This window comes from Pseudomonas sp. Leaf59, from assembly GCF_920984685.1.
Taxonomy (GTDB): domain Bacteria; phylum Pseudomonadota; class Gammaproteobacteria; order Pseudomonadales; family Pseudomonadaceae; genus Aquipseudomonas.
In genome coordinates this window covers 82502-95144 of sequence record NZ_CAKLBR010000012.1, presented here as the reverse complement: position 1 = coordinate 95144, position 12643 = coordinate 82502, and the positions used below count along the sequence as shown (strand labels likewise).

The window sequence follows — 12643 nt, the reverse complement described above, 5'->3', positions numbered from 1 at the left end:
GTCGGCATCAGGAAGTCGACAATGAGCACGTCCGCCGTAGGCCAAGCGCCAAACGGGGCAAGCGCCAATCCATGGATAACTCACGACGTTGCTTGTCCGAGCACTGCACATGCTATTCAACGCCTACAAAAAAACCATCACCGCCCTGCAACACACCCTTGCCCAGCAATCCAGCCTGCTCGACGCCATTGAGCGCTCCATGGCCGTGATCGAATTCGACCTGCAAGGCACCGTGTTGCGCGCCAATGACAATTTTCTGCAAACCATGGGCTACCGCGCCGAGCAAGTCATCGGCCAGTCGCACCGCCTGTTCTGCACGCCCGAATTTGCCCGCAGCGCGCAATACAGCCAGCTGTGGACCCAACTGCGCAATGGCCAGTTTCAGTCCGGCACTGTTGAGCGGCTGAGCAGCAATGGCCAGTCAGTGTGGTTGGAAGCCAGCTACAACCCGGTGCGTGACGAAGCGGGCACTGTGATCAAAGTGGTGAAGTACGCCCTGGACGTGACCCCACGCCTGCAGGCCGAAAGCGAGGCCAACGCCAAACTCGAAGCCATCGGCCGCGCCATGGCGGTGATCGAGTTCAACCTCGACGGCACCATCATCACCGCCAACGAGAATTTCCTTACGCGTATGGGCTACAGCCTGGCGCAGATTCAGGGCAAGCATCACCGCTTGTTCTGCACGCCGGAATCGGCCAACAGCGCGGCCTATGCCGATTTCTGGAAGCGTCTTAACCAGGGCGAACTGTTCAGCGGACAGTTCGAGCGAATCGACAAAAATGGCCAGACCGTGTGGCTCGAGGCCAACTACAACCCGGTGTACGACGCCAGCGGGCGCCTGTGCAAGGTGGTGAAGTTCGCTTCCGACATCACCGCCCGCGTGCAACAACATGCCGCCGACGCCGCGAGTGCGGCGCAGGCGTATCACATCTCCGTCAGCACCCGCGACATCGCGGAACAAGGCGCCGAGGTGATTCAGCAATCGGCCAGTGGCATGCGCGAAATTGCCGCAGACATCGACGGCTCGTCGCAACTGATCGCCAAACTGGGCGAGCGTTCGCAACAGATCACCGCCATCGTCAACACCATTCGCGGGATTGCGGATCAGACCAACCTGCTGGCCCTCAACGCGGCCATCGAGGCGGCACGGGCCGGCGAACAGGGCCGCGGTTTTGCGGTAGTGGCCGATGAAGTACGGCAACTGGCGGCCCGCACCAGCGGTTCGACCATGGAAATATCCGGCATGATCGCAATGATCCAGGAAGAGACCCGCCAGGCCATCGACAGCATGGACGGCACCCGCGACCGCGCAGCCCTCGGCGTGGACCTCGCCAACCGCGCCGGCACGGTGATCCTGCAGATTCGCCAGGGCACCAGCGAGGCGGTGCAGGCAGTGAGTGCGTTTGCCGGTGAGCGGGTCAGCAACTGACCCTGCTTGATCCGCCAAACGGTGCCAATGCCAAAGGGTGCCTAATGTGGGAGGGGACTTGCCCTAATGCCAGTCAGTTAAGCGCAGCTCCCCTGTGGGAGCGGCGGTGCGACGATTCGACTTGCCCGCGAAAGCGGTGGGTCTTCAACATCAATGTTTGCTGGGCCGACGCCATCGGGAGCAAGCCCCCTCCCACATTTTGTACAGCGTTCGGCAGACCATTTCGGTCGGCTCTCAGGCCGCCACGCTTTTGCTTTTGCTTTTGATCTGGAAGCGCCCCGTCAAACACGCTCCCACATTTGAGCTTGCTCTCACATTGGGAATTGCTGCACATCCGAGTCCGCATACCTCAGTTGGGCCTCGCTCCGGGCACGTGCTGCGCCAACTGCTCAAACAGCGTCACCACCGAACGCAACGCCCGGCAATCCGGGCGTGTCAGCAGCCATAGCGCGGTATCGTGCCCTGCCAGCGCAGGGCCCAGGGGTTGCAGTTGCGCGTCCAGTAAAAAGTCCGGCAAGGCCGCCACCCCAAGCCCGGCCCGCACCAGTTCGGTCACCGAGAGCATGCTGTTGCAGCGGTAGCTGAGGCGCACACCCGGCAGGTGTTCACGGCGCCAGGCCACGGTGGGGTGATCGGGCAGGAAATCATCCGGCGCGATCCAGTCCAGCTCGGCCAACGCGCGGCCCGCGTGCCGGCGCGCATAATCGGCGCTGGCACACACCCGATACGCCACGCTGCCCAGGTTGCGTCCGACCAGGTGCTGCGGCGGCGTCCGGGTCAGGCGCAGGGCAATGTCGGCATCGCGGCGGCTGAGGTTGGCAAAGTCATTCGACGTGCTCAGCTCCAGCGTCAGCGCCGGGTAAGCCGGCATGAACTGCGCCAGTGCCGGCAACAGCAGGCTTTGCAGCACAGAGTCGGTGCAGGTCAGGCGTACCGTGCCGCTGATCACCTCGCCGCCCTGCTCCACACCGATGCGCGCGGCTTCCAGGGCCTGCTCGGCACGTTCAGCCTGCTGCGCCAGGTTGCTTGCCAGGCCGGTGGGCAGGTAACCGGCGCGGCTTTTTTCAAACAGCGTTTGCCCCAGTGCCGCCTCCAGCCGCCGCACCGCGCGGAACACCGTGGACACATCCACCCGCAACAACGCCGCCGCCCGCGCCAGGCTGCCGCCGCGCACCAGCGCCAGGATCAGGGACAGGTCGGTGTAGTCGATTTGATAGTGCGTGGCTGCATTGAGCATGTGGGAAAACGCCAATTTTGATTGCGTGAGCGCCAATCTATAGTGCGCATCAGGACACAACAAGCCATGGGATGCCTCTGATGAAAACCACCGCTCTGCACATTGCCCTGATCGGCGACTACAACCCGGATGTGATCGCGCACCAGGCGATCCCGCTCGCGCTGCAACAGGCCGCGCACACCCTGGGCCTGACGGTGCACGTCAAGTGGCTCGCCACCGACACGCTCACCTCCACGGCGCTGTTGCAGGGTTTCGACGGGTTCTGGTGCGTGCCCGCCAGCCCCTACCGCGACACGCAAGGCGCCTTGCGCGCGGTGCGTTTTGCCCGCGAACAGCGGCGCCCTTTCCTCGGCACCTGCGGCGGTTTTCAGCACGCTGTGCTCGAATATGCCCGCCATGTACTGGGCTGGGCCGATGCCGAACACGGTGAACTGGTGCCGGATGCCCAGCGTGCGGTGATCGCGCCGCTTGGCTGCGCGTTGGTGGAGGCGATCGACACCATACGTTTGGTCCCCAACACCCGCATCGCCGATGCCTACGGCCAGCTGGATCTCGAAGAAGGCTACCGCTGCCGCTACGGCATCAACCCCGCCTTCGAAAGCGCTCTGCTGGAAGGCGACTTGATTGCCAGCGGCCACGACGCCGCCGGCGAGCCGCGCGCCGTCGAACTGCTGAACCACCCGTTCTTCGTCGCCACGCTGTTCCAGCCCGAACGTGCGGCGCTCAAGGGCACCACGCCGCCACTGGCGATGGCGCTGCTCAAGGCCTGCCAGGCGCTTTCGGCATGATCGCCAACACACCCGCGCCGCCCTACTACGCGGTGATCTTCAGCTCGCTGCGCAGCGAGGGGGACCAGGGTTACGGCCAGGCAGCCCTGCGCATGCTGGAACTGGCCCGCGAACAACCGGGGTTCCTCGGCGTGGAGTCGGCGCGCGAGGACGGGCTGGGGATTACGGTTTCGTATTGGCGTAGCGAAGCGGCGATTCTGGCGTGGAAGCAAAACGCCGAGCACACGCAGGTACGCGAGCAAGGGCGCGCCAGCTGGTATTCGGCGTTTCATACGCGCGTGTGCAAGGTCGAAAGGGCTTACGCCTTTTCAGTCTGAAATGCACACCTCTGTGGGGAGGGGGCTTGCTCCCTCCCCACAATTTGATCTTTACCGGGTCAAGAAAGCCCCTAAAACACCCCGCGCGCACGTTAATGTCGGTTTGGTGATAGCGCCGTTCACAATCACTTGTTAAAAAGGAAGCCTTCTCAAGTTACCTCCACGAAAGGACTTCGCTTATGCCTGTCACGTTTTCCAAGAGCGCTTTGCTGCTCGCACTGATGCTCGGTCTTGGCCAGGCGCAGGCAGCCGACTCGATCAGCCCGGCCGAGTTGGCGACAAACGAAGGCATCCCCTACCCGGCCGTCATCGCCCACCGTGGTGCGTCCTACGATGCCCCCGAATCCACCGCCGCGGCCTACAAGGTCGCGCGCGACCTGGGCGCCGACTACCTGGAAATGGACCTGCAGCGCAGCAAGGACGGCGTGCTGTTTGCCCTGCACGACAATAACCTGCAGCGCACCACCGACGTGGCCACCAAGTTCCCCGAGCGCAAAGACGCGCCGGCCAACGAGTTCACCTGGAAAGAACTGCAAACCCTCGACGCCGGCAGCTGGTTCAACGCCGCTTACCCGGACCGCGCCCGCCCGGGCTTCGTCGGCCTGAAAATCCAGAGCCTGGACGACATCATCAAGATCGCCGAAGGCAACCCGCAGCACAAACCCGGCCTGTACATCGAGACCAAGGAGCCCAAGCAATTCCCGGGCATCGAAGCCGACCTCAAAAACAAGCTGCTGGACAAGGGCTGGCTGAGCTCCGCCGGCTCCAAGCTGGGCAAGAGCAACACCGGCGTCGGCCAGGGCAAGGGCCGCGTGGTGCTGCAAACCTTCGAGGTGTCGAGCCTCAAAGAGTTGCAAAAGGAAATGCCGAACACGCCGAAGATTCTGCTGCTGTGGGTGGGTGAAGGCAGCATCGAGCCGAAATCCAAACAGACCTTCGCCGAATCCGGCGAGCCGACCAAGGCCGCCTACTACGCCAAGCAAGAGCCGAAAGACGCCGCCGAGTTCGAAAAATGGGTCGACCAGGCCAAGGACCTTGGCGCCATCGGCACCGGCCCTTCGGCCGAGCTGACCCATCACGGTGACCAGAGCTACACCGACCTGGTGAAACCGCAAATGAACAAACTGACCCACGATAAGGGCCTGCTGGTGCACGTCTACACCGTCGATGAGCCGGTGGATTTCGAAAAAGTGATGAACGCCGGTGTCGACGGCATTTTCACCAACCGCGCGGCCGAACTGCTGAAGTTCTACAAGCGCTGGCCGTCGTCCAGCGTGCAGGACCTGCTCAACGACTATAAATACTGAGGCATTGGTGTCAGTGCGCCATTAAGGATGAATTAAGTTGCGCTGGTTAATCTGGCGCCACTTAAACAGTTCACCCAAGAGGACACACCATGAAAACTTTGACTGCCCTGTTCGCTGCCACCGCCCTGACCCTGACCGCCGGTTTGGCTCAGGCGGATGTTCGTCCGGATCACATTGATGGCCTGCTCAAGTCGGGCGCCGTGATGCCTTTCGACAAGCTCAACGCAGCAGCCGTGGCAACTCACCCTGGCGCTTCGATCACTGACACTGAGCTGGACACCAAACACGGCTTCGCTGACCAGTATGTCTACGAAGTGGACCTGACCGACACCACCGGCAAGCGCTTTGAAGTGAAGCTCGACGCCAAGACCGGTGCCGTGCTGGAAAACAAGCAAGACACTTGAGTTGAATCCCCAAAAAACCGCGCCACCTTCGGGTGGCGCGGTTTTTTTATGGGCGCAGGAAAATTCCTACTTTATTAAAGGAAATTACCCTCACGCCACCCAAGGTCGTTAAAATCCCCCGCATCGGGCAGGGAACCACGCCCTTCACGCTGCGCACAGAGGCTGCTGCATGGAACCAAAAGCTGCCGACATCGCTACCATTGGCCGGATCAGCGCCGTGCCCGCGATGCTTCAGGTCATCAGCGACATGACCGGCCTGCGCTTCGCTGCCGTGGCCAGGGTGACCGACGACACCTGGACCGCCTGCGCCGTGCTTGACCACCTGGAATTCGGCCTCGGGGTCGGCGGCGAGCTGGACCTGACCACCACTATCTGCCACGAGATCCGCGGCTCCCATGTGTCCGTGGTGATCGACAAGGCCAGCGAAGACCCGCTTTATCACGACCACCACACGCCGCGTATCTACCAGTTTGAAAGCTATATTTCGGTGCCGGTGTTCCGCACCGACGGGCGTTTTTTTGGCACCATCTGCGCCCTCGACCCCAACCCCGCCAACCTGCGCAGCAGCGCGATCCAATCCACCATGGAGTCGTTCGCGCGGGTGCTGTCGCTGCAGATCGAAGCCGAAGAAGCCCTGCAACATACCGAAGCGCAACTGCACGAAGAACGTGGCACCGCAGAACTGCGCGAGCAATTTATCGCGGTGCTGGGCCATGACCTGCGCAACCCCTTGTTCGCCATCAACTTCAGCGCCGAACGCCTGCTGCGCAAGCATTCATCAGCGGCCACCGACCCGCTGGTGCAGCACATTCTCACCAGCGGCCGGCGTGCTGCGCAGTTGGTCGAAGACGTGCTGGATTTCGCCCGTGGCCGCATGGGCAGCGGCATTCCGCTGCACCTGAGCGATTGCGAAGGGTTGCAGAGCGCCCTGCAACACGTGGTGTCCGAAGTGCAGAGCGTGCACCCCACGCGGGTGATTCGCGCCGATATCGGCGACCTGCGTGGCGTCCACGGCGACCGCGAGCGCCTGGCGCAGTTACTCTCGAACCTGGTGGCCAACGCCATCCATCACGGGCGCCCTGAGGGACCTGTGGACGTCACGGCGAAGATCGAGCATGGCCTCTTCACGCTCTCGGTAAAAAATTCCGGGCAGATCAGCCGGCAGGCCTTGCCTCGCCTGTTCGAGCCCTACGCGCGCCCCGTCACCGACACCCCGCAAGCAGGCCTGGGCCTGGGTTTGTATATCGTCAAGCAGATTGCCGACGCCCACGGCGGGGATCTGGAGGTATCGACCTGCGAGCATTCGGGGACGTGCTTCACCTTCATGCTGACGACGCGCTGAGCAAGTTTTCAAAGCGTCACAAAATCGTCATCCAGCCTTGCAATGATTCGCGCATGCGAACCTGTGAAACGTCCTACAGGCGCTTTCCCTGCGAGACTCCATGAACCACAGCATTGACCACAGCCACCAGGATCCCGATCTGTTTGGCCTGCTTTACGGTTTCCGTTTTCGCCCCGGTGAAAAGGGCGAACAGATCGACTCCGCCACCGCCCTGCAGGCCCTGCAACAACAGGCCGACCCCGACGAGTTTTTGTGGCTGCACCTGAACCTGGCCCACGCCGCGTGCGAACGCTGGATGCAGGCGCATCTGGATTTGCCCGAGGAGTTCTTCGAAGCCCTGCACGAAGGCTCGCGCTCCACGCGTATCGAACATGTGGACTCGGCCTTGCTGGCGGTGGTCAACGACGTGGTGTTCAACTTCAGCAGCCTGGTGTCGTCGGACATTTCCACCTTGTGGGTGTGCGCCCGCAGCCGTCTGCTGGTGAGCGCGCGCCTGCAACCGTTGCACTCGGTGGACAAGTTGCGTTCCTCGGTGAAGGCCGGTGAGGGCTTTCGCTCGCCGCTGGCGCTGCTGGTGCATTTGCTGCGCGATCAGGGCGAAGTGCTGACGCAGATCGTGCGCAAGACCAGCATCAGCGTCGACCATATCGAAGACCAGCTGCTGTCCTCGCAACTGGCCACCAACCGCGCCGAACTCGGTGCCGCGCGCCGTGTGCTGGTGCGCCTGCAACGCCTGCTGGCGCTGGAGCCGGGCTCGCTGCTGCGCCTGCTCAATCGCCCGCCGCAATGGCTGCAAAAGGAAGACGTGAAGGAGTTGCGCAAATCCACCGAGGAGTTCGCGCTGATCATCAACGACCTCACGGCCCTGGGTGAACGTATCAAGCTGTTGCAGGAAGAAATCGCCGCCAATCTCAACGAGCAGAGCAACCGCACGCTGTTCACCCTGACCGTGGTCACGGTGCTGGCGTTGCCGATCAACATCATCGCCGGTTTTTTCGGCATGAACGTGGGCGGCGTACCGCTCTCCCAGGACCCGGAAGGCTTCTGGATCCTGGTGGCGCTGGTGGCCACCTTCACCTTGATCGCCGGGCGCTGGGCCTTTCGCAAACGCAAGGACTACTGATTGCAATGCAATCAACTGTGGGAGGGGGCTTGCTCCCGATAGCGGTGGGTCAGTGACACATCAGTGCCTGACACTCCGCTATCGGGAGCAAGCCCCCCTCCCACATGGGCTTGGCGGTGAGTTCTGGACAAGTGGCCATTTCATTCGCGTGAACACTGACCTGTTGCAGCATCTCTGTAACATTTTGTAATGATCATGGGCGACATCCTTCCTCACACAGGATGCTCCGGCATGGCCACCCCTTCACTGACTGCCTCCACCACCGCCTCACACGGCGATCCCAAACCCCGACTGGACAAGAAACCCGGCCTGATCACCGTGATCATGTTCTTCGCCGTGCTTGCCATGGGCCTGTTATTCACCGCCTACAGCCTGATGCACGACATGAAGGAAATGGGCGCGGTTGTCACCACCTGGACGCCGTTCCTGCTGCTGGGTGTGGCGTTGTTGATCGCGCTGGGTTTCGAGTTCGTCAACGGCTTCCACGACACCGCCAACGCGGTCGCAACCGTGATTTACACCAACTCGCTGCCGCCGCACTTTGCGGTGGTGTGGTCGGGGTTCTTCAACTTTCTCGGCGTGTTGCTTTCCAGCGGCGCGGTGGCATTCGGCATCATCGCCCTGCTGCCGGTCGAGCTGATTCTGCAGGTGGGCTCCTCGGCCGGTTTTGCGATGATCTTCGCCCTGCTGATCGCGGCCATCCTGTGGAACCTCGGCACCTGGTGGCTGGGTTTGCCGGCCTCCTCATCCCACACCCTGATTGGCTCGATCATCGGCGTCGGCGTGGCGAATGCCTTGATGCACGGGCGTGACGGCACCAGCGGCGTGGATTGGGGCCAGGCGATCAAGATCGGTTATGCGCTGCTGCTTTCGCCACTGATCGGCTTCGGCTTTGCCGCGCTGCTGTTGCTGGCCCTGCGCGCCTTCGTCAAGAATCGCGCGCTGTACAAGGCGCCCAAGGGCGACGCCCCGCCGCCGTGGTGGATCCGCGGCATGCTGATCGTCACCTGCACCGGCGTGTCGTTTGCCCACGGCTCCAACGACGGGCAAAAAGGCATGGGCCTGATTATGTTGATCCTCGTCGGCACCCTGCCGATGGCCTATGCCCTCAACCGCGCCATGCCCGCCGAGCAGTCGTTGCAGTTCGCGGCGGTGGCCGAGGTGACCCAGGTGGCGCTGGTGAAAAGCGCACCGCAGCCATTGCTCGGTGACCCGCGCCCGGTCCTCTCCACCTACGTGCGCACCAAGGAGCCCACGGCGGACCTGGTGCCGGCGCTGGCCGCCCTCACCGGCCACATCGGTGACGAAGTAAAAGGCTACGGCTCCCTCGCCAAAGTCCCAGCCGAAGCGGTAGGCAACGTGCGTAACGACATGTACCTGACCAGCGAAACCATTCGCCTGATGGACAAGGGCAAGGTCGGCAACTTCGACGCCGACACCCAGGACAAGCTGCAACTGTTCAAACAGCAACTCGACAACTCCACGCGCTTTATTCCGCTGTGGGTGAAAATCGCCGTGGCCATCGCATTGGGGCTGGGCACCATGGTTGGCTGGAAGCGCATCGTGGTGACGGTGGGCGAGAAGATCGGCAAGACCCACCTGACTTACGCCCAGGGCGCATCGGCGGAAATGGTCGCGATGCTGACCATCGGCGCGGCGGATATGTATGGATTGCCGGTGTCGACCACCCACGTGCTGTCATCGGGCGTGGCGGGCACGATGGTGGCCAATGGCGGGGGGTTGCAGATGCGCACCATCCGTAACCTGCTGATGGCATGGGTGCTGACCTTGCCGGCGGCGATTCTGCTGTCGGGCAGCCTGTACTGGCTGTTCACCCAACTGTTCTGACCGGACACTGTTCAAAATGTGGGAGGGGGCTTGCTCCCGATGGCGGCAGGTCAGCTACCTGAAAATTGGCTGACCCACCGCTATCGGGAGCAAGCCCCCTCCCACAGGGGTTTTCTGTGTTTCTCAGGACGTGAATAACCCGGCCATTATGTTGAGGCGCTTCTTGTAGACGCGCCGCGCCTCCAGCGCCTCTTCCAGGCTGACCGCCACAAACCCCGCCCGCTGGTTCGGCTGCATCTGTCCGATCAAATCCAGGTCGGCACTGATCACGGTGCCGATCATGGCGTAGCCACCGCCCGATACCGCGTCGCGGTGCAGCACGATCGGCTCCAGACCCGCCGGTACCTGGATCGAGCCGATCGGGTAGCAGCTGTCGACAATGTTCGACGGATCGGAGCCGGCGCCAAATGGCTGCTCCCGTGGCTGAAAGCTCAACGCGCTGCCGCCCTTGAAGCGATAGCCGATGCGGTCGGCCTCGGAGCCCACCGTCCAGGGTTCGGCAAAAAAGCTGCTTTTCGCGCCCGTGGTCAAGCGCTCGTAATACAGCCCCGGCACCACTCGCAGGGTTATGTCGCCGCCCACCGAACGGCGCAAGGCCATCGGCAGACTGTTGCCGACACTGCCGGCGCCGCTGGCTTCGCCGACCGGCAACACATCGCCCTCCTGCAGACGCCGGCCATGGAAACCGCCCAGCGCGCCCAGGGTATAAGTGGAGCGACTGCCGAGCACCAGCGGCACATCAATGCCGCCCGCCACGGCCAGGTATGTGCGTGCGCCGGCCACGGGAAACGTGAAGCGCAGTACCTGGCCGGCGCGCACCGCAAAGGCGGTGTCCTGGTGCACCACCTCGCCGTCCAGGCGCGGTGACATCAATGCGCCGCTGAGTGCCACCAACGCGTCCTGCGTAAACTCAAGCTCAGGGCCGATCAAGGTGCATTCCAGCCCCGCCGCCCCCAGCGGGTTGCCCACCAGGTGGTTGGCCGCGCTCAGCGCGTATTGGTCCAGCGCACCCGAAGGCGGGATGCCCAGGTGGTAATAACCTTCGCGGCCCAGGTCCTGCACGGAGGTGGCCAGGCCAGGTTTGAGCACCTTGATCATGCCAGCGCCTCCTGCAGGGTTTTCGGGTAGCCGACGGGGTCGGCGAGAAACGCGTCGAGGGAAAATTCCACGGGGCGGATGCGCAGATCGAAGCGCCCGGCGTCCACCTCAGCCACCGCCAGGTCATAGGCAGCACGGTCAATCGGCTTGAACTGCACGATGTCGCCAGGCCGGAAGAACACCATGTGCTCCTTGAGGTAAGCCAACTGCTGCGCCGGGTCGTAGATCGGTGCCGGGGTCACCCCAAACATCTGATAACCGCCGGCGCCGCGCACCGAGTAGATGCAGCCGAAACAGCCGCCATGGCCCAGGGTCAGTTTGGGCGTGTCGGTGCGCGGGCGCAGGTACTTGGGCACCTGCAACTGCCGCGCGCGCTCGACCATCTGAAACATGAACGGCAAGCCCGCCACAAACCCGACCATCGACACAAACCACGGCGCACCGCTGTGGGCGTGGATGAACGCGTCCACATCGGCCAGGCCGTTGATGCGCGCGGCGTATTCCAGGTCAGTGCCGCTGGGGTCCTGATGACGGTCGCGAAAACGCATCAGGGTTTCATGGGTCCAGGGGTCGTTGTAGAGCACCGGAATTTCGATGATGCGCGTGTGCAGGGTGCGCTCGGCCACGGCCTGGGCCTCGGCGCTTTGCACGGCGTCGAGCAACACGTGGGGCGCGATGCGGTCGGGATCGAAGCGGATCTGGAACGAGGCGTTGGCCAGGCAGATATCCAGCACGCCTTCCAGCGCCAGACGCTCCACCGCGCGGGTCACCGCCATGCCTGTGAAGAAGGCCTCCAGGGACATGCTGTCGCTGACCTCGGCGAACAGGTGTTCGTCAGCACCGAAGCTGTAGCGGATGGGGGACGTTTCAGCCATGTCTGTTCCTCTTGGAATCATTGTAGAAAGGCAGGCAAAAAAGTGAGCGGGTCGATCTTATTGGGGGGTTCTGACGTCAATACCGGCGCGGTCCAGCGCTTCACGGGTGGCTTCCACCAGTTCCAGCGCGCCGGGGGTGTCACTGTGCAGGCAGATGGAGTCGAATTCGATGAACAGGTCTTCGCCTTCCACAGTGCGCACCCACCCGCTCTGGCACGCGCGCAGCGCCCGCGCCGCCACGGTGGCCGGGTCCAGCGCACGCACGTTGCGGGTAAACACGATGGAGCCGCTGAGGTCGTACTCACGGTCGGCGTAGAACTCGCGCACCACGGGTTGCCCCAGCTCCCTGGCAACGCGCCAGATCACCGAGTTGGGCATGCAGTACAGCAACAGCGTCGGCTCGATGATTTGCAGGTTTTGTACCAGCAGGCGCGCGGCTTCCTCGTCGCGGGCCAGGTGCATGTAGAGCGCGCCATGGGGTTTGATGTGCTGCAGAGTCACCCCCTGGGCCCGGGCGATTTCGCGCAGGGCGCCGAGCTGGTAGAGCATGTCGTCCACCAGTTCCTGGGCCGGCGCGTTGATATGGCGGCGGCCGAAACCGACCAGGTCGCGAAAGCCCGGATGCGCACCGATGGCGACGCCCAGCTGTTTGGCGCGCGCCACGGTGCGGCGCATGGTGCCGGGGTCGCCGGCGTGAAAGCCGGTGGCGATATTGGCCGAGCTGATATAGGCCATCAACTCCGCGTCGACGCCGTCGCCGATGGTCCAGGGGCCGAAGCCTTCGCCCATGTCTGAATTGAAATCCACTGCCTGCATCGCGTGCGCTCCGTCAAAGGGGATGCAGCGAAAGTAGGCTGCCCCTTGACCCCTTGGGA

12 protein-coding genes are annotated in these 12643 nt (G+C 63.0%); 8 read left to right on the top strand and 4 right to left on the bottom strand.

Annotation, left to right across the window (positions count from 1 at the left end; all coding sequences use genetic code 11):
- Positions 1–109 precede the first annotated feature (109 nt).
- Positions 110–1429: a methyl-accepting chemotaxis protein gene (locus LUB09_RS14725; RefSeq protein ID WP_231422907.1), complete on the top strand. Its 1320-nt coding sequence runs from the start codon at positions 110–112 to the stop codon at positions 1427–1429.
- A 349-nt stretch (positions 1430–1778) separates the two neighbouring features.
- On the opposite strand, the gene LUB09_RS14720 is transcribed toward LUB09_RS14725, so the two are convergent.
- Complete coding sequence (locus LUB09_RS14720; RefSeq protein ID WP_231422906.1) at positions 1779–2666, bottom strand: LysR family transcriptional regulator; 888 nt, start codon at positions 2664–2666, stop codon at positions 1779–1781.
- A gap of 80 nt (positions 2667–2746) precedes the next feature.
- On the opposite strand from LUB09_RS14720, the gene LUB09_RS14715 reads away from it, so the two are divergent.
- The 7 genes from LUB09_RS14715 (at position 2747) to LUB09_RS14685 (ending at position 9795) form a co-directional block, all read left to right on the top strand.
- Complete coding sequence (locus tag LUB09_RS14715) at positions 2747–3454, top strand: CTP synthase C-terminal region-related (seleno)protein (protein ID WP_231422905.1); 708 nt, start codon at positions 2747–2749, stop codon at positions 3452–3454.
- Complete coding sequence (locus LUB09_RS14710) at positions 3451–3771, top strand: antibiotic biosynthesis monooxygenase family protein (protein WP_209984054.1); 321 nt, start codon at positions 3451–3453, stop codon at positions 3769–3771. Before LUB09_RS14715 ends, LUB09_RS14710 begins: the two co-directional genes overlap by 4 nt.
- Positions 3772–3950: 179 nt before the next feature.
- Positions 3951–5078 carry a glycerophosphodiester phosphodiesterase family protein gene (locus LUB09_RS14705; RefSeq protein ID WP_209984056.1) on the top strand — a complete coding sequence of 376 codons (1128 nt, stop codon included), beginning with the start codon at positions 3951–3953 and terminating at the stop codon, positions 5076–5078.
- Between the two features lie 89 nt (positions 5079–5167).
- Positions 5168–5482 (top strand): PepSY domain-containing protein, encoded by a 315-nt coding sequence (locus tag LUB09_RS14700; RefSeq protein ID WP_209984059.1) that lies wholly within the window; start codon positions 5168–5170, stop codon positions 5480–5482.
- 169 nt (positions 5483–5651) lie between these two features.
- Positions 5652–6824: a GAF domain-containing sensor histidine kinase gene (locus tag LUB09_RS14695; protein ID WP_231422904.1), complete on the top strand. Its 1173-nt coding sequence runs from the start codon at positions 5652–5654 to the stop codon at positions 6822–6824.
- Positions 6825–6924: 100 nt separating this feature from the next.
- Positions 6925–7947 carry a transporter gene (locus LUB09_RS14690; RefSeq protein ID WP_231422903.1) on the top strand — a complete coding sequence of 341 codons (1023 nt, stop codon included), beginning with the start codon at positions 6925–6927 and terminating at the stop codon, positions 7945–7947.
- Between the two features lie 231 nt (positions 7948–8178).
- Complete coding sequence (locus tag LUB09_RS14685) at positions 8179–9795, top strand: inorganic phosphate transporter (RefSeq protein ID WP_209984062.1); 1617 nt, start codon at positions 8179–8181, stop codon at positions 9793–9795.
- 123 nt (positions 9796–9918) lie between these two features.
- On the opposite strand, the gene LUB09_RS14680 is transcribed toward LUB09_RS14685, so the two are convergent.
- Genes LUB09_RS14680 through LUB09_RS14670 form a run of 3 tightly spaced genes read right to left on the bottom strand, consistent with a single transcriptional unit; the run spans position 9919 to position 12584 of the window.
- Positions 9919–10893 (bottom strand): biotin-dependent carboxyltransferase family protein, encoded by a 975-nt coding sequence (locus tag LUB09_RS14680; protein WP_231422902.1) that lies wholly within the window; start codon positions 10891–10893, stop codon positions 9919–9921.
- On the bottom strand, positions 10890–11768 hold the full coding sequence (locus LUB09_RS14675; RefSeq protein WP_209984066.1) for a 5-oxoprolinase subunit B family protein: 879 nt from the start codon (positions 11766–11768) through the stop codon (positions 10890–10892). The genes LUB09_RS14680 and LUB09_RS14675 overlap by 4 nt, the downstream gene beginning before the upstream one ends.
- A gap of 57 nt (positions 11769–11825) precedes the next feature.
- Positions 11826–12584, bottom strand: a complete 759-nt coding sequence (locus LUB09_RS14670) for a 5-oxoprolinase subunit PxpA (protein WP_231422901.1) — start codon at positions 12582–12584, stop codon at positions 11826–11828.
- Positions 12585–12643 lie beyond the last annotated feature (59 nt).